This is a genomic window from Streptomyces zagrosensis (assembly GCF_014203645.1).
GTDB lineage: Bacteria > Actinomycetota > Actinomycetes > Streptomycetales > Streptomycetaceae > Streptomyces > Streptomyces zagrosensis.
This window is the reverse complement of the sequence record NZ_JACHJL010000001.1, coordinates 201,167-221,793: the sequence shown is the minus strand read 5'-3', so window position 1 is coordinate 221,793 and position 20,627 is coordinate 201,167. Positions and strand designations below refer to the sequence as shown.

Sequence of the window (20,627 nt, the reverse complement as noted above, 5' to 3'; positions counted from 1 at the left end):
AGAAGCGTTCCGCATCCTGGCCCGGGTCACACTCCGGAGGTGACCTCGGACTTCTCGTTCGAGCCACCCGCGCCACCCTCCGCCGCGATGCGGCGGTTGCGGGCGACGGATGACCAGAACGAGCCGGCGATCAGCGCGATGCCGATGAGACCGGTGATCAGCTCGTGGATGTGCCACTTGATGGTGATCATCAGCAGCGCGGCGAGTGCGCCGATCGCGTAGTGCGCACCGTGCTCCAGGTAAACGTAGTCGTCCAGGGTGCCCTGCCGGACCAGGTACACCGTGAGCGACCTGACGTACATGGCACCGATGCCGAGGCCGAGCGCCATCCAGAAGATGTGGTTGGTGACCGCGAAGGCGCCGATCACGCCGTCGAAGGAGAAGGACGCGTCCAGCACCTCAAGGTAGAGGAACATGAAGAACGCGGCCTTGCCCGCAAGGCCGACCATGGTCGGCTCCTTGCCCTTCTTCTTGGCCTCTTCCTCCGCCTCGTGTTCGCGCTCCTCCTCTTCTTCGAGCTTGTTCTCGAAGTGGCTGGAGAGCCCCCCGACGATCAGATACGTGATCAGGCCGGCGATGCCGGACAGCATCACCGTCGCCGCCTTGTCCACATGTCCGCCGCCGTGTTGCGCGGCCGTTTCGGCCCAGGTGGTGGCGGCGACCAGCAGCACGATGAGGGCCACGCAGATCGAGAGCCCGTCGATCTTGCCGAGCCGCGACAGCGGGCGCTCCAGCCAGCCGATCCACTTGTGCTCACGCTCCCCGAAGATGAAGTCGAGGAAGATCATGAGCAGGAACATGCCGCCAAAGGAAGCGATGGCCGGATGCGCGTCCGTCACCAGCTGCTCGTACTTGTCGGCATCGTTCATCGCCAGCTCGACGGCCTCGATGGGCCCGAGCTGGGCGGTGACAGCGACGATGACGACGGGGAAGACCAGCCGCATGCCGAAGACGGCGATGATGATGCCGATGCTGAGGAAGATTTTCTGCCAGAAGGCGTTCATCTTCTTCAGCACGCCGGCATTGACGACCGCGTTGTCGAAGGACAGCGAGATCTCCAGGAGGGAGAGGATCGCGACAATCGCGAACGCCTCCCAGCCCCAGAAGATCGCGGCACAGGCGAGTCCCGCGGCGGTGACGCCGAAGGACCAGCCGAAGGTTCTCAGGAGCACTGGCCACCCAATCATGTGTGAGGGGTCCCCCGCGCCTCGTGCGCGGTTTTACGAAACGTTGACCCCGAAGTCTAGAGCGATACCTCGCAGACCCGACGCGTACCCCTGACCGACTGCCCGGAACTTCCACTCCCCGCCGTATCGGTAAACCTCGCCGAAGATCATCGCCGTTTCGCTGGAGGCGTCCTCGCTCAGGTCGTAACGGGCCAACTCGCTGCCGTCTGCCTGGTTGACCACGCGGATGAACGCGTTGCTGACCTGTCCGAAGCTCTGTCCTCTGGCGTCCGCGTCATGAATGGAGACCGGAAAAATAATCTTGTCAACCTCGGCCGGCACCTTGGCGAGGTCCAAGATCAGCGACTCATCATCGCCGTCGCCCTCGCCGGTGAGGTTGTCACCGGTGTGCTCGACGGAGCCCTCGGGGCTCTTGAGGTTGTTGTAGAAGATGAAGAACTCGTCGCCGAGCACCCTGCCCGAGTGGCACAGCAACGCGCTGGCGTCGAGGTCGAACGGCGCGCCGGTGGTGGAGCGTGCGTCCCAGCCGAGCCCCACGAGCACCTGTGTGAGATTCGGCGCGGCCTTCGAGAGGGAGACGTTGCCTCCCTTGGCAAGCGTTACGCCCATGTTTTCGTGTCCTCCCCGGTGTCACGGCGCTTCGTACGGCTCGCGCTGCACCACTGCACTGCTCGTACTGCACGCCTCATACTGTGCACGCCCTGCTGGCCATGCCAGCACTGCTCATATTGCTTGTTCTGCTCGTTCTGCTCGTTTCGCGGGCCCGCTAGACCGATGCACCGCGACATTTCCGCACCGGGCCCGCACCGCGCCGGGCCCGCTCGCACCACGCCCGACGATCGCGCCCAGCGTGCCAGCGCCCCGCGATCGCTGCGCCGGATGTGGCGAGCGGGCGGCGCATGGTGCGTGCCGCGCTCCGAACTGGAGCGTGGTTGTGTGCCGCACGCGGCCCGCAGCCTGGTGTACGGGCCCGCAAGCTTGGGGTACGGGGGCTACGCGCCGGCGTACGCCCGTACCGAGCCGTACCACCGCATCCGGCGCCGCACTCCCGGGTTGAGTCGGGCCCCGCGCCAGAAGGCCGGGGTGTGCGGCGCCGGATGCGCTACGGCAAGGCGCTACGGCTCAGACGCCGAGGCCCTAAAGCTCTGGACACCAAGGTCCTGGACCCTGAAGTCCTGGCCCCTCGGGCCCTGGGCCCTGAAAGCCCCGAGCCCCGAAGCCCTGAGCTCCGGGTCCTTGAGAACCTCGCTCAGACCTTGACGCCAAAGTCCTGCGCGATGCCCCGTAGGCCCGAGGCGTATCCCTGGCCAATGGCCCGGAACTTCCACTCGGCACCGTTGCGGTACAGCTCGCCGAAGACCATCGCGGTCTCGGTCGAGGCGTCCTCGCTCAGGTCGTAGCGGGCCAGCTCGACGTTGTCGGCCTGGTTGACGACGCGGATGAACGCGTTGCGCACCTGGCCGAAGCTCTGCTGGCGGGTCTCGGCGTCGTAGATCGAGACCGGGAAAACGATCTTCTCAACATCGGCCGGAACACCGGCGAGGTTGACCTTGATCTGCTCGTCGTCGCCCTCGCCCTCACCGGTGATGTTGTCACCGGTGTGCTCGACGGAGCCGTCGGGGCTCTTCAGGTTGTTGAAGAAGACGAAGTTCGAGTCATTGGTGACCTTGCCCTCGGCGTTGGCCAGCAGCGCGCTGGCGTCGAGGTCGAAGTCATTGCCCGTGGTCGTACGGGCGTCCCAGCCAAGACCGACGATCACGGCGGTCAGGTTAGGGGCTTCCTTGGTCAGCGAGACGTTGCCGCCCTTGCTGAGGCTGACTCCCACGAGTCCTCCCTGGTGAGTTTCGTCAGGAGCACATCGTGCCCCCGTCATACGGTTGCCATCGGATCAACGTTTTGATCCTAGTGAGCGGTTCCCTCCTAGCGGTACGACCGTGCGTCGCCCGGTGGAGGTGTCGCGCCTGATCCGCGGGCCCCGCCCGGCCGCGTCGGGGCGCGTCGATCTGCTTAGAGCGCCTCAAGTGCCTTCGCGTAGTCGTTGAGATCACGGGCGTCCGGCAGCCCATTGACGACCGACCAGCGCACCACGCCCTCCTTGTCGATCACAAAGGTGCCACGTACCGCGCAGCCCTTCTCCTCGTCAAAGACGCCATAGGCCCGAGAGACCTCGCCGTGCGGCCAGAAGTCGGACAGCAGCGGGTACTCAAGGTTCTCCTGCTCGGCGAAGACGCGCAGGCTGAAGGGCGAGTCATTGGAGACCGCAAGAAGCTGCACATCGTCATTGACGAACGTGGGCAGCTCATCGCGGAGCGCGCACAGCTCTCCGGTGCACACACCGGTGAAGGCGAACGGGTAGAAGAGCAGCACGACGTTCTTCTCACCGCGGAATTCGGAGAGCGTGACCTGCTCGCCATGCTGGTTCTTCAACGTGAATTCCGGGGCCTTCGTACCGACCTCTACAGCCATGGGAGACATCCCTTCGAAGAAGCTCAACAGAACGCGTCCACCCTACGCGTAGAGCCCCCGCCCGACCGTCGTCGGATGGGGGCTCTACGCAGCCTCAGGCCGAGGCTATCGGCGGTTCAACGCTTGCTAGAGCGAGCGGACTTCGGGGTGACTAGGCGGCTGCCGCTCCAGTCCTTCGCGGCGCTAATGCTCTTGGTCTGGGACAGACCGGCGGTCGTCGCCGCCTCACCGATGTCGCTGGGCTCCACGTACCCATCGCGACCGGTCTTCGGGGTCATCAGCCAGACCGGGGCACCTTCGTCGATCATGGTGGTGGCGTCCACGAGCGCGTCGGTCAGGTCGCCGTCGTCCTCTCGGAACCACAGCACCACGGCATCGGCCACGTCGCCGTAATCCTCGTCGACTAGCTCGGTGCCGGTGAGCTCCTCGATGCCCTCACGCAGCTCCTGCTCCACGTCGTCGTCGAAGCCGATCTCCTGGACCACCTGCCCGGGCTCGAAACCCAGCCTGGCGGCCGGGTTGGTCCGCTCCTCCGCGTGGTCCGCGGTCGCGCTCACGGATTGCCTCCTGTCATTCTGCGAGAAATTGTCTTGATCGCCTCGCGCGTACGCGGGGCATTGGGCGTAGTCCACACGTGCCGGGCGGTTCGCGCAAGTACCCGGCTGTCGATCCCGCCCAAACGTTGACGACTCGCCGCAACTCACATCCCGACGCCAGTGGTGCAAGTGATTCACAACACAGCCTTATGTCCGGCTTGCGAAGTTCTTTCCCGACGCTACGGCATTCGGGGCCGTATCGGTCACACACAGCCGTACACAAAGGACTTCCATAGTGGGCGTAGGGTTGCCATTTGGCCGTCGCTCGCCGACGGGTCCCGCAGCGCCCGTCTCATCCTGTGGTGGTTACCACCGGGTAGAGATGACGTACTCGCTCACCGCGGTACACGATGGAAGACGGCGCGATTGCAGGGACAGATTGAAGACCGCGTGCGCAGCAGCACTCACGTGCCGAGCACGACACGACAGAACAGCGAAGGAACAGCGTGGCTTCCGGATCAGATCGCAACCCGATCATCATTGGCGGCCTTCCCAGCCAGGTCCCGGACTTCGATCCCGAAGAGACCCAGGAATGGCTCGACTCGCTCGACGCAGCCGTCGATGAGCGAGGCCGGGAACGCGCCCGCTATCTGATGCTCCGCCTGATCGAGCGGGCCCGCGAAAAGCGGGTTGCCGTGCCCGAGATGCGCAGCACGGACTACGTCAACACCATCGCGACCAAGGACGAGCCGTTCTTCCCCGGCAACGAGGAGATCGAGCGCAAGGTCCTGAACGCGACCCGTTGGAACGCGGCCGTCATGGTCTCCCGCGCGCAGCGCCCCGGCATCGGCGTCGGCGGCCACATCGCCACCTTCGCTTCCTCGGCTTCTCTCTACGACGTGGGCTTCAACCACTTCTTCCGGGGCAAGGACGCGGGCGACGGCGGAGACCAGATCTTCTTTCAGGGCCACGCTTCGCCCGGCATCTACGCCCGCGCCTTTCTCCTGGACCGGCTGAACGAGCACCACCTCGACGCCTTCCGGCAGGAGAAGTCCAAGGCCCCCTACGGCCTCTCCAGCTACCCGCACCCGCGGCTGATGCCGGACTTTTGGGAGTTCCCGACCGTCTCGATGGGCCTTGGCCCACTCGGTGCGATCTACCAGGCCCGGATGAACCGCTACATGGAGGCCCGTGGCATCGCCGACACCTCCACGTCGCACGTGTGGGCCTACCTCGGCGACGGCGAGATGGATGAGCCCGAGTCACTCGGTCAGCTCTCCATCGCCGCCCGGGAAAACCTGGACAACCTGACCTTCGTCGTCAACTGCAACCTCCAGCGGCTCGACGGCCCGGTGCGTGGCAACGGCAAGGTCATGCAGGAACTGGAGTCGCAGTTCCGCGGCGCCGGGTGGAATGTGATCAAGCTGGTGTGGGACCGGAGCTGGGACCCGCTGCTCGCGCAGGACCGGGACGGCGTGCTGGTCAACAAGCTGAACACGACCCCGGACGGTCAGTTCCAGACGTACGCGACCGAGACCGGTTCCTACATTCGCCAGCACTTCTTCGGTGACGACCAGCGGTTGCGCGCCATGGTCGAGAACATGACCGACGACCAGATCCTGCACCTGGGCCGCGGCGGTCACGACCACAAGAAGATCTACGCGGCGTACGAGGCGGCCAAGGAGCATAAGGGCCAGCCCACCGTGATCCTGGCGCAGACCGTCAAGGGCTGGACGCTTGGCCCCAACTTCGAGGGCCGCAACGCGACCCACCAGATGAAGAAGCTGACGGTCGAGGACCTCAAGCGCTTCCGTGACCGGTTGCACCTGCCGATCGCGGACAAGGAGCTGGAGTCGGGCCTGCCCCCGTACTACCACCCGGGCCGGGACTCCGAAGAAATCCAGTACATGCACGACCGCCGCAAGTCGCTGGGTGGCTATGTGCCGACCCGCATCGTGCGCGCGAAGCCGCTGCCGCTGCCGGCGGACAAACTGTACGCGGCGGCCAAGAAGGGCTCGGGCCAGCAGTCGATCGCCACCACCATGGCGTTCGTGCGGGTGCTGAAGGACCTGATGCGGGACAAGGAGATCGGCAAGCGCTTCGTGCTGATCGCCCCCGACGAGTACCGCACGTTCGGCATGGACGCGTTCTTCCCGTCCGCCAAGATCTACAACCCGCTGGGCCAGCAGTACGAGTCCGTCGACCGCGATCTGCTGCTCGCGTACAAGGAGTCTCCGACCGGCCAGATGCTGCACGACGGCATCTCCGAAGCGGGCTGTACGGCGTCGCTGATCGCGGCGGGCTCGGCGTACGCCACGCACGGCGAGCCGCTGATCCCGGTCTACGTCTTCTACTCGATGTTCGGGTTCCAGCGCACCGGTGACCAGTTCTGGCAGATGGCCGACCAGCTCGCCCGCGGTTTCGTACTCGGCGCGACCGCTGGCCGCACGACGCTGACCGGTGAGGGCCTTCAGCACGCCGATGGCCACTCGCACCTGCTGGCCTCGACGAACCCGGCGTGTGTGGCGTACGACCCGGCGTACGGGTACGAGATCGCGCACATCGTGCAGGACGGTCTGCGCCGGATGTACGGCGAGACCGCCGATGGCCAGCCGGGCGAGGACGTCTTCTACTACCTCACCGTCTACAACGAGCCGATCCAACACCCGGCGGAGCCCGCCGACGTGGACGTCGAGGGCATCCTCAAGGGCGTCTACCGCGTCAAAAGCGGCGACAAGGGCGCCATTCCGGCGCAGATCCTCGCCTCCGGCGTGGCGGTGCCGTGGGCGCTTGAAGCCCAGCAGATCCTGGCCGACGAGTGGAACGTCACAGCGGACGTCTGGTCGGCGACTTCCTGGAACGAGTTGCGCCGCGACGCGATCGAGGTCGAGGAGTACAACCTGCTGCACCCGGAGGAGGAGCAGCGCGTCCCGTACGTGACGACCAAGCTCTCCGGCGCGCAGGGTCCGTTCGTGGCCGTGTCCGACTGGATGCGCGCGGTGCCCGACCAGATCGCCCGTTGGGTCCCGGGCCGGTACCAGTCGCTCGGCGCGGACGGCTTCGGCTTCGCCGACACGCGGGGAGCGGCCCGCCGCTTCTTCAACATCGACGCCCAGTCGATCGTCCTCGGCGTGCTCACGGAGCTCGCCCAGGAGGGGAAGGTCGATCGGTCCGCCCTCAAGCAGGCCATTGACCGCTACCAACTGCTGGACGCGACCGCGGCCGACCCGGGGGCTGCCGGCGGCGATGCGTAGGCGCTGAGTCAGATCGGCGAATGGCCCGCGCTCGCGGGGTGGTGCTGCCTTGAGAGGCGGCCCGCACCCGGCGAGCCGGGCCTTTCGCTTGCCGGCGGCCCGTTTGTCGGCGGCGCTTACTTATGGGCGCTGGCTTACGGGCTCTCGCTGACGGGCTCTCGCTGACAGCCGCTTGCTTACGGGCGGCTGGCCGCGAGGTGGTCAGCGCTCCCAGATTTTGATGGCCCGGATCTGGTAGGGCGACTGCGGCAGCCAGGAGCCGCTGCCCTTGCCCGGATAGGTGTCGTACTCGCCCGTCTCGCCGCATTCGGCGCTTTGGTACGTCGTGACCGGGCGCCCCGTACGGTTCGCCAGCGAGGCAGCCTTGGCGCCTGCGGCCAGCGGGACACAGCTCTCGATGTCGGTGTTCGACAGCTCGTGGATGTGGCGCGGCCCCGTGAAGTTCGCCCGCCCCCACAGACAGAGCTGACCCGCCGCACAGTCCCCGAGCCGCCCCGTGGCCTGGGTAACGGCGGGCTGCTGTGCAGTGGCCGGTGGCGGCGTCAGGGCCGTCGTCGTGGCCGCCAGCGCCCCCATCGCCGCGATGACCGTGAGTGTTCTCACGGCGGTGACGCGCATGGTCCTGGCACGCGCCGTGGCAGTGGCACGTGCCGTGGTGGCCCGCGCGCTGGTACGCGTCGGCGGAGCCGCTGCGCTGGGCGGCCTGATGGGTGGCGCGCTGGGCAGCGTGATGGGTGGCGCGGTGGGTGGTGCGGTCGTGGGCGTCGTCGTACGCATCGCTGTCACTCCCCGTGTGCTGGGTTGAGGCGCGGGCCGCTGCGGCCCGCCCCGGGGAGCCGTGACCATCGCGGCCAGCAGATGTCTGCCCTGCGGTGCGACTCCCTGTGACCGCAGCCTGCTGGCCCGGCGGGTGGCCCGCCAAGAGCAGTCCTCGCACTCGACCCAGATAGGGGACGACCCCGCCGGCTGACGCCTGGCGAGGCCGTTGACGTGCGATGTTGACGTTGGGTAAGGGGGCGAAGCGGCAGGTCATGGCCGGTTCGATGGGCGCTACGCACCGCTTCGGGACGCGTGGCAAGACTCCTCGACGTACACCTGAATGGGCGACGCCCCGTACTCAGATGTGAGCCGCCGCGGGTGGCCCAACCCCGGCCCAACCCCGGCCCGACCCCGACACACACCGCACACCCGATGCCCCGTATCACGAACGATGCGACCGCAACGATGGGCTGCGCCCAGCACGACCGCGCACGACCGCCCGATCCGATAAACCGGACGAAATCCCCAGAATCCAAAATCCAGAGAAATAGCGACCCGTGCGGACGATGAGGGCTCACCAAAAGGGCGACACCAACCTCATATCCTGCACTCAATTGTCCTGATTTAAACGTGAGATGGCCCACCCGTTTTGGCGACCGCCGGCCTGCTTCTCCTAGGGTGGTCCGCGGTGACTTCTTTTTCGGAGCTCGGCTCCCCCTCTCCCCTGTCATGGGCTTGCACGGCCACGACCTGGCGCACGTTGCTCGCGCTGGCCGTGGTTTTCGTGCTGCTCGCCACCACCGGCTGGTCCGCGGTTCGCCAGCTCAGGGCCGCCCCTGACCCGCTGAGCGCCTCGCTGGCCGCCTGGGGGAAGGGGACCATCGGCGGGCGGCAGCTCCCGGACGCGGACTCCCCGCCGCACCGGTTGACACGGTTCTTCGACTCGCTGACCGGCTCCCAGCTCGCCCACCTGGCCCGGCGCTATTCGCTCGCCGTGGGCAACCTCAACGGCGCCCCGGTGTCGGTGCGCTACCAGGCCAACCGGCTGGCGCTCAACGAGGCCCGGCTAGTGGAGCGCGAGCGCATGCACGACAGCCGGCTCACGCCGTACGGGCGACACGAGGCGGAGCGCCGCATGCACCGCTTCGAGTCGCTGCTGAGTGGCGGTCGGCAGATCCTCGCCTTCAACCCATCGGGTTCGGGACGAGCTGCCGAGGTGTTCGGCCAGCTGGAAACCGCGAAGCGGGTGTCGGTCGTGGTACCCGGTGTGGACACCGACCTCTTGACGTTCGAGCGAACCCGCCAGCCCAACCGTGCGCCGGTCGGCATGGCTCGTACGCTCTACGCCGCCGAGCGGACCGCGAGCCCCCAGACGAAAACCGCCGTGATCGCCTGGGCCGACTACACCAGCCCGGCCGGCATCGGCATGGACGCCGTCACCGGCGGTCGCGCAGGGGACGGCGCCGACCGGCTGCGCGCCACACTCAGCGGGCTACCGAACCGCGCCGACGCCAAGGTCGCGCTGTTCTGCCACAGCTATGGCTCCGTGGTGTGTGGGGTCGCCGCCGACGACCTGCCGCGTGAAGTCACCGACATCGCCGTTTCGGGCAGCCCCGGAATGCGCGCCGAGCACGCCTTTGACCTGGGCACATCGGCACGTATTTGGGCCATGCGGGACCGCGGCGACTGGATCGCCGACGTGCCGCACCTCGACGTCGGCGGACTGGGGCACGGGGCCGACCCGGTCTCGTCCGACTTCGGTGCTCGGGTGCTGTCCGCTGACGGGGCCATCGGACACGCGGGATACTTCGAGCCGGGGACGGCGAGCCTCGCCAACTTCGCCAAGGTCGGAGTGGGCGCGCTCACGTCGGTGAGCTGCGGGGGCGGTGATGCGTGCACCGCGGGCCTGGCCTGACCGCGGGGGAAGACGCAAAGATAGCCAAACAGAGGTTTGACGCGCGTAGCGCACCAAAGGGGGACGGGCGGGCGACCGCAACATACGATGAGCCACATGGGTGATGTGCTGACCGGTTTTCACACGGTCTGGGAGTTCAACGCCGACTCCGTGCTCATCCGCTTCGAACGGGGGATTCGTACGCCGAAGCTGCTCCAGGCTCTCGGCGAACGTCGCATCCCCTACGAGGCGTTGGCAGGAGTCGAGCTGACGCCTGGCAAGCGCGGAACGGTGGTATTGCGCGCGGTGCCAAGGCCCGGCGCCGATCCGCTGATGGACGCGGCGGACGGACAGCTCAAGGAAGGCTGCGACCCGTACCGGTTGGTGCTGCCCGCCGAGCGGGAGACCCTCGCCGAGTACTACGCGGAGGAGATACGGGCCGCGCTCGGCCCCGAGGCCAAGACGCCCGCCGACGCCTACGTGGTGGCGGCGCCTACCGCGCCGATGGCCTTCAAGGCGTACGACGGCAAGGCGTCCTTCGACGGCTCGTCGGTCGCCTTTCGGTGGTTTTGGACGGGTGCGTCCTCCGCCAAGTGGAAGGCGGGTGACCAGCGCTTTCAGGTCGGGGAGCTCACGGGGGTGGAGTGGCGGTCGCCCGAGGTATTCAACGGGCATCTGCGGCTCGTGGCGCGCGGTGCGGAGGGCGCCGAACCGGGCGCGGCCGACCAGAACCCGGCCGCCGTCGTCTTCGGCATGGGTTACGGCCTGGTGCATGACTCGCTGCCGTTCGCGGCGGCCGTCCTTGAGGCGGTACGCACCTCCTCGCCCGCCAGCGGCCTCGCCGGTCTGCGCCAGCATGGCGCCTCGGGTACGGGCCCGGTGGACAACCAGCAGATCTCCGCCCGGCCCGATCCCGGCCACATCGCCGACCGCATCCGGCACCTGGGCGAGCTCCATCAGGCGGGGCTGCTCACGGATGATGAGTTCACGGCGAAGAAGACGGAGCTCCTGGCGGAGCTGTGACCGCGTGCGCGGCGCGCCCGACACCCTTGCGGTGGGCGCGCCCCGCAGCCCCCCGCCCGCCTCGGTCGTTCCCGCCACGCCCCCACGCGCCACCCACCCAGCCCACACTCACGCCCACGCTCGGGGCACCCCCTGCGGCACCGCTCCGCCGCCGGTCAGGCCATACGCTGGGCCCGTCATGCCCTCAGTGCCGCCGGGAGTGCCCCCGGCATCCGCATCGCCGCCGCCGAGTAGCGGCGCGCCGGCAGCGCTGCGCCACAAAGCGGCGCAGGCCCTGCGCCGGGTGGCGCGCGACGTCGCGCACGATCTGACCACCCCGGCGAAGCCGCCGCCGCTTGCCCACAGCGCGCGGCGCTGGTCGCGTCGGTTGCCGTACTTCTTCGTCTTCGTCCTCACCGCGATCTTGCTGCCGGTCACCGGCACGGGGCTCACCGCGGACTACGGGCTGCATCCGGCCGTTTCGGTCCTGCTGGCCACCGCGCAGGTGGCGCCGTTGCTGCTCGCCGTGAACCGGCCGCTCCAGGCGTGGTGGATCATCTTCCTCGCCGACGTCGTGGGCGGGTTCACGCTGCTGTCGGTGGCGCCGAACGAATATCGGTCGTGGCCGTGGACCCCGATGGTGATCATCGGCTACCTCCCGCTTTCGCTCTTCCTCGGGCTGCGTGAGCGGCGGCGCACGCTCGCCACCATCTGGCTGCTGACCGGGGCTGCCGGGACCCTCTTCGAGCTGATCTCGCAGGACCGTAGCGACGGCTCCCCCGTACTGCTCTTCGTCCTGAGCGGCGTGCTGCTGCTACTCGGCGGCACGCTGCGCGAACGCCACGACGTCCAGCGGCGACTGGCCGAGGTCGAGACCATCAGCGAGGCGGAACGCGCCCGCCGCACGCTCCTTGAGGAACGGGCCCGCATCGCCCGCGAGCTCCATGACGTGGTGGCGCACCATATGTCGGTGATCACGGTGCAGGCGGACAGCGCCCCGTATCGCATCGAGGGACTGCCCCCGCGGGCCAGCGAGGAGTTCGGCACCATCGCGGCCACCGCCCGCGAGTCGCTCACCGAGATGCGGCGGCTGCTCGGCGTGTTGCGCAGCGACGGTGGTGGGGACGGCGCCGGGGACCCCGAGCGCGCCCCGCAGCCTGGGCTCGCCCGGGTGCCGCAGCTCGTGGAGGCGACGCTGCGGGCCGGGGTGCCGGTGGAGTGGGACATCTCCGACGCCGTCACCAGGCTCGGCCTGCTCTCCCCGGCCGTGGAGCTCTCCGCGTACCGGATTGTGCAGGAGGCGCTGGCCAACGTCGTACGGCACGCGCCGGGCGCCACCACCCGCGTTTCGCTCACCACCACCGGCAGCCATTTGGGCGTGCTGGTGATCAATTACGCTCCCGCCCAGGTGGCTTCCGCGCCGCTGGAGACCACCGGTACCGGCCATGGTCTGGTGGGCATGCGCGAACGCGTGCGGCTCGTGGGCGGCACCGTGGACATCGGCCCCCTGCCCGATGGCGGGTTCCGGGTGGCGGCGCGGCTACCGCTCGATCCGCCGGAGTCGGGGCACGACAGTGCCACCGGGGCAACTGCCAACGCCCCGGATGCGTCCTCGGGGACGCCAGAGAGCTAGTTCCCGGGTACGTCGCCGTGGTGAGGCCTTTTCGTGCAGCCCCGCGGCGAAGGCCCGTAGCGAAGATTCGCGAACACGATGCGCAGACAAGAGCAGCCAAGAAAGGCCCCACGAACCCATGACCACTCGGGTGATCATCGTTGACGATCAGGCCATGGTGCGGGCGGGCTTCGCCGCGCTGCTCGCCGCGCAGAGCGACATCGACGTCGTCGGCGAGGCGCCGGACGGACGGCAGGGGGTCGAGGTCAGCCGCACCACCCATCCCGATGTGGTGCTCATGGACGTCCGGATGCCCGAGATGGACGGTTTGGAGGCGGCCCGGCACCTCCTCTCGCCGCCGCCCGGGGTGATCCACCGGCCGAAGGTGCTGATGCTCACCACATTCGACGTGGACGACTACGTGTACGAGGCACTACGCGCGGGCGCCAGCGGCTTTCTCCTCAAGGACGCGCCGCCCGCCGACCTCATCTCGGCGGTACGAGTCGTCGCGGCGGGCGAGGCGCTGCTCGCGCCATCGGTGACCCGCCGTCTGATCGCCGACTTCGCTCGGCAGCGCCCCGCCCCGCGCCGCGACCCACAGCTTCGGCTGAAGGGCCTCACACCTCGCGAGACCGAGGTGTTGGAACTGATAGCCCGGGGCCTGTCGAACTCGGAGATCGCCGCCTCGCTGATCCTCGCGGAGCAGACCGTGAAGACCCACATCGGCCGGGTGCTCGCCAAGCTCGGGCTGCGAGACCGTGCGCAGGCGGTGATCTTCGCGTACGAATCGGGTCTGGTCGCACCGGGCGACGCACCCTAGCGCCCACCCGGGCTGACTCGCTGACCTGCGCACATCCGGACGACCCCCTACTCCAGTAGCACCCCGCAGTACCCCGGAGCCACCCGCAGGTTGGCTCCGTAGCGTGATGTACCGCTACCCGTTCGCTTCTTACTTTCCCTCCGCCAGGCCGCCACGCAGGCAGGCCACCGGACGAGGGAGTAAGCGACCATGGCTCAGCTCGGGCCGCACAGCCAGCAGCGGCAGCAGGCCCGGCGACCTCGATGGGGCGCGCGCCGGCGCGACCGCGGCCTCGGGCGCGGCCAGCGGGCCCTGGTGGCCGCCGCCCTCGCCGTCACCGCCGTCACCGGCACGGCGGGCTGGGCCGTCGCCCACGAGCAGCCCGCCATCACCGGACCGCCGCCGGGTGCCGCGTCCTGGCGCGCCGATGATGTGCTGGAGCGCACGCTGCCCGACCCGGCGACCGCTTCGCCCGGCGCCGTCGCCCGCTTCTTCGCCAGCTTGGACGCGCCCGAGCGGCGCACGCTGGCCCAGCGGCATCCGCTGATCGTCGGCAATCTGGATGGCGCGCCGGTGGCGTTGCGGTACGCGGCCAACGCCCGGGCGCTGGCGGCCGAGCGCCGAGCGGAACTCGCGCGTGCCACCGACTCGGCGCTGAGCTCGCAAACCCGCGCTCAGGCCCGCGACCGGGCCGATCACTACGGCGCGCTCCTGGCCAACGGCCGGCACATCCTCGCGTTCGACCCGCGCGACCGCGGCCAGATCGCGGAGGTGTACGGGGATCTGACCAGCGCCCGCCGCACGGCCGTGATCGTGCCGGGCTCCGACATCGACCTCGGCTCGTACGCCGAGGAGATGCCCAAGAGCCCTGGCGACAGGAGGGACGGCGGGGGCAGTGACCATCCGGGCGTAGCCGACGACACGGCGTACGCGACTCCGGTGGGCATGGCGACGTCGCTGCGCTCCGAACTCGTCCGGCAGGCCCCCCACACCGGCACCGCCGTCATCTCCTGGACCGGCTACTCCACACCGGTCGGCCTTGGTCTGGACGCCGCGACAGGGCGGTTGGCGGGGGCGGGCGCGCCGCGGCTCGACCGGTTCCTGGCCGGGCTCGCCGCCGCCGAGGGAGCGCCTGCCGCGCCGCCCACCGTGCTCTGCCACAGCTACGGCTCGGTGGTCTGCGGGCTCGCAGCGCACCGGATCGGCCCCGACGCATCTGACCTGGTGGTCCTCGGCAGCCCGGGCACCCGGGCGGGCAGCGTGGCCGGGTTGCGGGCGGATGCGCGGGTCTGGGCGGCCAAGGACGGCTCCGACTGGATCGGGAAGGTGCCGCACATCGAGCTGCTCGGCCTGGGCCACGGCGCGGACCCCGCCGCCAGTGACTTCGGTGCCCGGCGGCTGTCCACGGCGCGCGTCGATGGGCACGCGGGCTACTTCGCGCCGGGCACGGAGTCGCTGCGTAACTTCGCCCGCGTCACACTCGGGGACTTCGGTTCGGTCCGCTGCGCGGTGGAGTCCGACAGCGCCGCGGCCGAAGCCCGGAAGTGCGCCGATGACCTGGTCTGATCCGGGTGCGCGGCAGTTCTCGGCCCGGCAGCGGCCCGAAGTCCCGGGCGGCCTCGACGAAGCCCCGGGCGGCGGCCTCCACGCGTTCCCCGGTGGCCTTCTCGGCGCCGCCGGCCGCACCGCCCGCCGCATCGACGCGCGCACCCCCACCGATCGGGACCGGGCCATCGACGGGTTGCGGGCCATCGCGCTCGTCGCCGTCGTCATCGGGCACTGGCTACTCGGCGGGCTCACCCGGGGCGAAGGTGGCGCGCTGGACACGGCGAGCCCGCTGGCCTCGCTTGGCCAACTGGCGCCGCTGAGCTGGGTGTTCCAACTTCTCGGACTCTTCTTCCTGGTGGGCGGGTACGCCTCCGTACGGTCCTGGCGCCGGGCCGCCGGCCGTGGCGTGGAGACCGGCGCCTGGGTGCGGGCCCGGTTGGTGCGGCTCGGGCGGCCGGTGGGCGCGGTCGGCGTCGCGTGGGCGGTCTTGGTGCCCGAGCTGCACACGGTGGGCGTGCCGGGCGACACCCTGCGGACAGCCGTCACGCTCGTCGCGCAACCCCTGTGGTTCGTGGTCGTGTACGCGGCCCTCACCGCGCTCACCCCGTACTGCGACCGCGCCGTCCGCCGCGCCGGCGCCTGGTCGGCGGCGCCCCTGCTGTGCTGCGTCGCCGCCGTGGATGTGCTGCGGTACGGGCCGTACGCGGATGCCGTGCCACCCGCGATCGGGCTGCTCAACGTGCTGCCCGGCTGGCTGTTCGGCTACCAACTCGGCGTCGCCTGGGGGCGCGGGCGCCTGCGTCGAGGTGGGGCCTGGCTGCTCCTGGTCGGCGGCGGGGTGCTGTTCGTGGCGCTGGTCACCTGGTGCGGCTATCCGGCGAGCATGGTCGGCGTGCCCGGCGAGGCCAGGACCAACTCGCATCCGCCGTCGCTGCTCGTGGTCGCGCTGGCCGCCACGCAGTGCGGTGCGGCGGTATTGCTGCGCGGGCCGCTGGCCCGCCTGTTGCGGCGGCCGGTGCTATGGGCCCCGGTGGCGCTGATCAATGTGTCCGCGCTGACGGTGCTGTGCTGGCACCAGTGCGCGCCGCTAGCACTGGCGCTCCCCGCCGCCCACCTGGGCGAGGTCCCGGGCCTGGTGGGCGCACCGGACTCGCCGGGGTGGCTGCTCCTGCGGTGCGCCTGGCTGCCGGTGTTCGGGGGGCTGTTGGTGGTGCTGGTGCGATGGGCGCGGCAGTTCGAGCGGGGGCCGGTCTCTCGCCCGGTGTCCGCTGCTCAGAGCGGGAGTGAGCCTGGCGGAGTGAGTAGGTGCGCCCGCTCATGACGGGCCGCGGGCGAGCTCGCACCGACGTTCCCCGGCTCCGCCTTCCCCACCGGCCTACACACCGCCCCTGGGGCCGTACCACTGCAAGGGTTGGCCGGTCACGGCAGCGATGCACTCGAAGTCATGGTCACGATGGAGAAGAGTGAGCCCCTGCAATTCGGCCGTCGCAGCGACGACGAGATCCACCGCGCCTGCGCTGCGGTGCTTGCCCTGCTGGGTAAGGGCCTCCTGAACCCGCCAGGCCCGATCGTAGGCGCGGTCATCGACGGGGACCCAGCCGAAGATCGACCGCATGTCCTCGATGCCACGCTTCCGATCGGCGGTTGACCGGGAACTGTAGAAGAACTCAAGGTCAGTGATCGGGCAGGTGGCGATCAGCCCGGCCGCCGCCGCCTGGTCCCAGCCGTACCGTTCCGCGTCCCCCCGCAGGAAGCCCGCTAGCGCACTGGTATCGATCAGAAACTGGGCCGCGTTCACCGGCGGTAGTTCTTCTTGTCCTCGAAGAGCTCCAGGTCGAAAGCGCCCTCATTGGCTGCGGCGCGGAGCCGAGTGAGGGCCAGGGCGCGGCGCCGGTTCTCCAGGACCTCGCGCAGGGCAGTGTTGACCGTTTCCTTCTTGGTGCCCGTCCCGAGAGCTTTCGCCACGTCGGCGACCAGGTCGTCGTCCAGATCGATAACGGTCCGACTCATTATGCGCCTCCGGATATCAAGAATGGAACACTGTATATATTACCTGGTTCTCCGCCGTGTCGGCCCGTGCGCCGGCTGGCGGTGCCTTCGTTTTTCGTACCGCCACCGCGGCGCGACTGCTCCGACGCCGGAACGCCGTAGGACCCGACCACCGAGCGGTCGGGTCCTACGGCTGTCCAACTAGGCGGCGCACACGACGGGTTCACTCCCAAGAGACGTTGCCCCGACACGCTCGCTGAGCGTGCGCCGACAAAGGGAGCCCGGCGCCGAAGCCCGGCCGGCGCGCCCCATCAAGGCCCCGCCCCATCAAGGCCCCGCTCCTTCGGGCCCGCTCCGTCAGGCCCGCGCCACCGCTCCGCGCCCGCGGCGCCCCCGCTACTCCCGGCCCACCGCTGTGAAGCTCATGTCGGCGTAGCGCCCGCCCGTGACCTGGCCGGCGATCGGCTCAAGGGCGGCCAGTTCGGCGGCGTCGAGGGTGAGCCGGGTGGCGGCGACGTTCTCGTCCAGGCGGGTGCGCTTGCGGGTGCCGGGGATCGGCACCACGGCCAGGCCGTGCACCGCGGCCCGCTGCTGCACCCAGGCCAGCGCGACCTGGGCCAGCGTCACGCCGCGGGCCGCGGCGATGGTGCGTACCGGCTCCAGGAGCGCCGCGTTCGCCGATGCGTTGTCGCCGGTGAAACGGGGCTGGGTGCGCCGCCAGTCGTCGCTGGCCAGTTCCTGTTCGGCGTTGACGAACGAGCCGGTGAGAAAGCCGCGGCCGAGCGGCGAGTACGGGACGAAGGTGACGCCCAGGTCCTTCGCCGCGTCCACCACCCCGTCCTCGACGTCCCGGCTGAACAGCGACCACTCGGACTGCACCGCGGCGATGGGGTGCACGCTGTGCGCGGCGCGCAGCTCGCCGCCGGAGACCTCGCTGAGGCCGAGCTGCTTGACCTTGCCCTCGGTGACGAGTTCGGCCATGGCGCCCACGGTCTCCTCGATCGGCACGTCGAGGTTGCGGCGGTGCATGTAGTAGAGGTCGATGTGGTCCACGCCGAGCCGTTGCAGGCTGCCCTCGATGGACTGCCGGATGTACGGGCGGTCGTTGCGGATCTCCTGGTACGAGGGGTCGTCCTCGCGCCGTACGATCGCGAACTTGGTGGCCAGCGTGATCTCGTCCCGGTGCGCCTTGACGAAGGGCGCGATGAACTCCTCGTTGCGGCCGAAGCCGTACATGTCGGCCGTGTCGAGGAGCGTGACGCCCAGCTCCAGGGCGTGCTCCAAGGTGGCCCTCGCCTCGGCCTCGTCCGTGGGCCCGTACGCGTGGGTCATGCCCATGCAGCCAAGGCCCTGCACGCCGACCTGGGGGCCGTCTATGCCGAGGCTGACGGCCGCGATCTTCTCGTTGCTCATGGCGGTTCAGGCCCTCTCCGACGCCCTATAGGCGTCAGCGTAGATGTCGATCTTGAAGTCGAGGACCGCGAGGGTGCTCTGCAATTCGGTAATCCGCTGCCGTACGTCCTCCCGGTGCGCGGTCAGCAGTTCTTCGCGTTCGGGGAAGGTGTGCTCACCTGCGCGGACCAGTTCCGCGTAGCGGACCATGTCCGCCACCGGCATGCCGGTCAGTCGCAGCTTGCCGACCAGGTCGAGCCAGTCGAGATCACGGTTGCTGTAGCGGCGCTGGCCGGTGTGCGACCGGTCCACGTGCGGCATCAGGCCGATCCGTTCGTACCAGCGCAGGGTGTGCGCGCTCAGCCCGGTCGTGGTGACCACCTCACTGATCGTGTACTGGTCACGGCCGGCTGGTCGCGGGTGCACCACGGGCCCCATACACATCGGCGCCGCCGTGCTGGCCGTCAACTCGGCTTGTGCGCTGTCCATCACGGTCATGCCGTTCACCCTTCGCAGGTTCGTTCCCTCGCGACGTCCTCAACGCTAGAGAGTTGGAGTGCACTCCAAGCAAGCGCGTTGTGGCGGCCATGTGACTCGGCAGGCCCGGCCGGTCAGGGCCTCGCCATCCGGCTCCACCGGCCGGGTCGTAGGCTCGCCGTCATGGAGAGCTTGCGGATGATCGAGAACTGGCCGGTCCCCTCGGCGGCGATTGCCGTCGTACGCGCCGATGGCACGGTGGCCGGATCGTACGGCCCAATTCGCGACCGTTTCCCGCTCGCGTCGGTAACCAAACCGCTGGTGGCGTACGCGGCGTTGGTCGCCATCGAGGAGGGTGCGGTCGAGTTGGACGAGGAGGCCGGGCCTGCCGGGTCCACCATTCGGCACCTGTTGGCGCACGCCTCGGGCCTGACCTTTGACGAGCACCGCACGATGGCCGGGCCTGGCGAGCGCCGCATCTACTCCAACGCGGGCTTCGAGACGCTCGGCAACCACATTGCCAAGGCCACGGACATCCCGTTCCCCGAATATGTGCGGCAGGCGGTGTTCGAGCCGCTCGGCATGGCAAGCAGCGAACTGGCCGGCTCGCCGGCCAAGGACGCGGTGTCCACGGTGGACGATTTGATCGCCTTCGCCGCGGAGCTGCAAAGCCCGCGCCTGGTGGCCCGGCAGTTCCTCGCCGAGGCGACCACGGTGGAGTTTCCGGGGCTGAGCGGCGTACTGCCCGGCTACGGGAACCAAAAGCCCAACGACTGGGGGCTCGGCTTCGAGATCCGCGCCGCGAAGTCGCCACACTGGACGGGCTCGGCGTCCTCGCCGCGCACCTACGGCCACTTCGGGCAGTCCGGGACGTTCCTGTGGGTCGATCCGGCGGCCGGTGCGGCGTGCGTGGCGCTGACGGACCGGGCGTTCGGACCCTGGGCGATCGAGGCGTGGCCCACCCTGACGGACGCGGTACTCGCCGAGTTGGCGCGGGCCTGACGGCAACGGCACGCCGCCACCGGTTCGATCTGCGCGCTGCGCGCGCACCGCGTCAGCGCTCAGGACGTCGCCTTGGCCGCCCGCCACTCCGGCGCGAGTACGGACCAGATCTCCTGGTCGTGCCGCTTCCCGCGGTACAGGTAGCTCTCCCGCAGCACGCCGTCTCGCGTCATTCCCAGGCGCCGGGCCACCGCGATGCTGGGTTCGTTCTCCGCTGAGACCCACCACTCCACGCGGTGGATGCCCCGCTCCTCGACGGCCCAGTCGATGATCGTCCGCACGGCCCGGGTCACCAGGCCCTTGCCCACCGCCGCTGGCTCCAGCCAGCAGCCCGCTTCGGCGGCGCCCTGCGCGACGTTCAGCGTCCGGAAGATGACCGCGCCGACCAGCGTGTCCTGGGTCCAGATCCCGTAGATCCGCCCGGTGTCGGCCGCACTCTTTTCCGCGTACGTCTGGAGGAATGCCCGGCTCGATGCCAGGTCCGTGATGATGTCGGGCAACCCGTTGTGCTGCCCGATGAACTCCCGTCCCCGGTTCACGTGTGCCAGGAAGTCCCCGGCCTGCCAAGGCTCCAGCGGGCGCAGCTCCGCGCCGTCGTCGCCCAGGGATATCGCGTACATCATCGCCCTTTGCAGTCGAAGCCAGTGCGCCCTCAACCTCTCGACCTTCTGCGGTCGCCACCGGTGCACCCCGTGCAGGGATCTTCGCAC

Annotated in this window: 20 protein-coding genes; 9 read left to right on the top strand and 11 right to left on the bottom strand. The window is 69.4% G+C overall.

Annotated elements, in window-relative coordinates:
* Nucleotides 1-26: 26 nt before the first annotated feature.
* The 5 genes from FHS42_RS00965 to FHS42_RS00945 form a co-directional block, all read right to left on the bottom strand.
* On the bottom strand, nucleotides 27-1,172 hold the full coding sequence (locus tag FHS42_RS00965) for a DUF475 domain-containing protein (RefSeq protein ID WP_184568553.1): 1,146 nt from the start codon (nucleotides 1,170-1,172) through the stop codon (nucleotides 27-29).
* A gap of 48 nt (nucleotides 1,173-1,220) precedes the next feature.
* Nucleotides 1,221-1,796 carry a TerD family protein gene (locus FHS42_RS00960; protein ID WP_184568552.1) on the bottom strand — a complete coding sequence of 192 codons (576 nt, stop codon included), beginning with the start codon at nucleotides 1,794-1,796 and terminating at the stop codon, nucleotides 1,221-1,223.
* Nucleotides 1,797-2,436: 640 nt separating this feature from the next.
* Nucleotides 2,437-3,012 carry a TerD family protein gene (locus FHS42_RS00955; RefSeq protein WP_184568551.1) on the bottom strand — a complete coding sequence of 192 codons (576 nt, stop codon included), beginning with the start codon at nucleotides 3,010-3,012 and terminating at the stop codon, nucleotides 2,437-2,439.
* A 182-nt stretch (nucleotides 3,013-3,194) separates the two neighbouring features.
* Nucleotides 3,195-3,653, bottom strand: coding sequence for a peroxiredoxin (locus FHS42_RS00950; RefSeq protein ID WP_184568550.1), 459 nt, complete (start codon nucleotides 3,651-3,653; stop codon nucleotides 3,195-3,197).
* A 116-nt stretch (nucleotides 3,654-3,769) separates the two neighbouring features.
* Nucleotides 3,770-4,210 (bottom strand): DUF3052 domain-containing protein, encoded by a 441-nt coding sequence (locus FHS42_RS00945; protein WP_184568549.1) that lies wholly within the window; start codon nucleotides 4,208-4,210, stop codon nucleotides 3,770-3,772.
* A 485-nt stretch (nucleotides 4,211-4,695) separates the two neighbouring features.
* On the opposite strand from FHS42_RS00945, the gene aceE reads away from it, so the two are divergent.
* On the top strand, nucleotides 4,696-7,443 hold the full coding sequence (gene aceE, locus FHS42_RS00940; protein WP_184568548.1) for a pyruvate dehydrogenase (acetyl-transferring), homodimeric type: 2,748 nt from the start codon (nucleotides 4,696-4,698) through the stop codon (nucleotides 7,441-7,443).
* A 201-nt stretch (nucleotides 7,444-7,644) separates the two neighbouring features.
* On the opposite strand, the gene FHS42_RS00935 is transcribed toward aceE, so the two are convergent.
* Nucleotides 7,645-8,046 carry a peptidase inhibitor family I36 protein gene (locus FHS42_RS00935; RefSeq protein ID WP_312866649.1) on the bottom strand — a complete coding sequence of 134 codons (402 nt, stop codon included), beginning with the start codon at nucleotides 8,044-8,046 and terminating at the stop codon, nucleotides 7,645-7,647.
* Here FHS42_RS00935 and FHS42_RS00930 point away from each other — a divergent pair.
* From FHS42_RS00930 to FHS42_RS00900, 7 genes are all read left to right on the top strand, one after another.
* On the top strand, nucleotides 8,027-8,248 hold the full coding sequence (locus tag FHS42_RS00930; RefSeq protein ID WP_184569097.1) for a hypothetical protein: 222 nt from the start codon (nucleotides 8,027-8,029) through the stop codon (nucleotides 8,246-8,248). The two genes, FHS42_RS00935 and FHS42_RS00930, sit on opposite strands and share 20 nt — an antisense overlap.
* A 642-nt stretch (nucleotides 8,249-8,890) precedes the next feature.
* The gene (locus tag FHS42_RS00925) at nucleotides 8,891-10,117 is read left to right on the top strand and encodes an alpha/beta hydrolase (protein ID WP_184568546.1); all 1,227 of its coding nucleotides are present in this window, start codon (nucleotides 8,891-8,893) and stop codon (nucleotides 10,115-10,117) included.
* Nucleotides 10,118-10,213: 96 nt separating this feature from the next.
* Nucleotides 10,214-11,119, top strand: coding sequence for a DUF4429 domain-containing protein (locus FHS42_RS00920; protein WP_184568545.1), 906 nt, complete (start codon nucleotides 10,214-10,216; stop codon nucleotides 11,117-11,119).
* Nucleotides 11,120-11,297: 178 nt separating this feature from the next.
* Nucleotides 11,298-12,731 (top strand): sensor histidine kinase, encoded by a 1,434-nt coding sequence (locus FHS42_RS00915; protein WP_184568544.1) that lies wholly within the window; start codon nucleotides 11,298-11,300, stop codon nucleotides 12,729-12,731.
* Between the two features lie 118 nt (nucleotides 12,732-12,849).
* Nucleotides 12,850-13,530 (top strand): response regulator, encoded by a 681-nt coding sequence (locus FHS42_RS00910; protein ID WP_184568543.1) that lies wholly within the window; start codon nucleotides 12,850-12,852, stop codon nucleotides 13,528-13,530.
* Between the two features lie 189 nt (nucleotides 13,531-13,719).
* The gene (locus FHS42_RS00905; protein WP_184568542.1) at nucleotides 13,720-15,075 is read left to right on the top strand and encodes an alpha/beta hydrolase; all 1,356 of its coding nucleotides are present in this window, start codon (nucleotides 13,720-13,722) and stop codon (nucleotides 15,073-15,075) included.
* Complete coding sequence (locus FHS42_RS00900; protein WP_184568541.1) at nucleotides 15,062-16,378, top strand: acyltransferase family protein; 1,317 nt, start codon at nucleotides 15,062-15,064, stop codon at nucleotides 16,376-16,378. Before FHS42_RS00905 ends, FHS42_RS00900 begins: the two co-directional genes overlap by 14 nt.
* Before the next feature lie 54 nt (nucleotides 16,379-16,432).
* Here FHS42_RS00900 and FHS42_RS00895 read toward each other — a convergent pair whose 3' ends face one another.
* The 4 genes from FHS42_RS00895 to FHS42_RS00880 form a co-directional block, all read right to left on the bottom strand.
* Nucleotides 16,433-16,855: a PIN domain nuclease gene (locus tag FHS42_RS00895; protein WP_184568540.1), complete on the bottom strand. Its 423-nt coding sequence runs from the start codon at nucleotides 16,853-16,855 to the stop codon at nucleotides 16,433-16,435.
* Nucleotides 16,852-17,067, bottom strand: coding sequence for a type II toxin-antitoxin system VapB family antitoxin (locus tag FHS42_RS00890; protein WP_184568539.1), 216 nt, complete (start codon nucleotides 17,065-17,067; stop codon nucleotides 16,852-16,854). Before FHS42_RS00890 ends, FHS42_RS00895 begins: the two co-directional genes overlap by 4 nt.
* A gap of 375 nt (nucleotides 17,068-17,442) precedes the next feature.
* Nucleotides 17,443-18,459, bottom strand: a complete 1,017-nt coding sequence (locus FHS42_RS00885; RefSeq protein WP_184568538.1) for an aldo/keto reductase — start codon at nucleotides 18,457-18,459, stop codon at nucleotides 17,443-17,445.
* Nucleotides 18,460-18,465: 6 nt separating this feature from the next.
* Nucleotides 18,466-18,936, bottom strand: a complete 471-nt coding sequence (locus tag FHS42_RS00880; RefSeq protein ID WP_184568537.1) for a MerR family transcriptional regulator — start codon at nucleotides 18,934-18,936, stop codon at nucleotides 18,466-18,468.
* A 162-nt stretch (nucleotides 18,937-19,098) separates the two neighbouring features.
* On the opposite strand from FHS42_RS00880, the gene FHS42_RS00875 reads away from it, so the two are divergent.
* Nucleotides 19,099-19,917 carry a serine hydrolase domain-containing protein gene (locus FHS42_RS00875; protein ID WP_184568536.1) on the top strand — a complete coding sequence of 273 codons (819 nt, stop codon included), beginning with the start codon at nucleotides 19,099-19,101 and terminating at the stop codon, nucleotides 19,915-19,917.
* A 59-nt stretch (nucleotides 19,918-19,976) separates the two neighbouring features.
* Here the strand turns inward: FHS42_RS00875 and FHS42_RS00870 are convergent, their stop codons facing one another.
* Complete coding sequence (locus FHS42_RS00870) at nucleotides 19,977-20,537, bottom strand: GNAT family N-acetyltransferase (protein WP_184569007.1); 561 nt, start codon at nucleotides 20,535-20,537, stop codon at nucleotides 19,977-19,979.
* Nucleotides 20,538-20,627: the final 90 nt, after the last annotated feature.

Coding starts and splice junctions, on each gene's coding strand:
- FHS42_RS00960 (WP_184568552.1), bottom strand. CDS start 1,796: ATGGGCGTAACGCTTGCCAAGGGAGGCAACGTCTCCCTCTCGAAGGCC.
- FHS42_RS00950 (WP_184568550.1), bottom strand. CDS start 3,653: ATGGCTGTAGAGGTCGGTACGAAGGCCCCGGAATTCACGTTGAAGAAC.
- FHS42_RS00930 (WP_184569097.1), top strand. CDS start 8,027: ATGACCGTGAGTGTTCTCACGGCGGTGACGCGCATGGTCCTGGCACGC.
- FHS42_RS00920 (WP_184568545.1), top strand. CDS start 10,214: ATGGGTGATGTGCTGACCGGTTTTCACACGGTCTGGGAGTTCAACGCC.
- FHS42_RS00915 (WP_184568544.1), top strand. CDS start 11,298: ATGCCCTCAGTGCCGCCGGGAGTGCCCCCGGCATCCGCATCGCCGCCG.
- FHS42_RS00910 (WP_184568543.1), top strand. CDS start 12,850: ATGACCACTCGGGTGATCATCGTTGACGATCAGGCCATGGTGCGGGCG.
- FHS42_RS00905 (WP_184568542.1), top strand. CDS start 13,720: ATGGCTCAGCTCGGGCCGCACAGCCAGCAGCGGCAGCAGGCCCGGCGA.
- FHS42_RS00900 (WP_184568541.1), top strand. CDS start 15,062: ATGACCTGGTCTGATCCGGGTGCGCGGCAGTTCTCGGCCCGGCAGCGG.
- FHS42_RS00890 (WP_184568539.1), bottom strand. CDS start 17,067: ATGAGTCGGACCGTTATCGATCTGGACGACGACCTGGTCGCCGACGTG.
- FHS42_RS00885 (WP_184568538.1), bottom strand. CDS start 18,459: ATGAGCAACGAGAAGATCGCGGCCGTCAGCCTCGGCATAGACGGCCCC.
- FHS42_RS00880 (WP_184568537.1), bottom strand. CDS start 18,936: ATGACCGTGATGGACAGCGCACAAGCCGAGTTGACGGCCAGCACGGCG.
- FHS42_RS00875 (WP_184568536.1), top strand. CDS start 19,099: ATGGAGAGCTTGCGGATGATCGAGAACTGGCCGGTCCCCTCGGCGGCG.
- FHS42_RS00870 (WP_184569007.1), bottom strand. CDS start 20,537: ATGTACGCGATATCCCTGGGCGACGACGGCGCGGAGCTGCGCCCGCTG.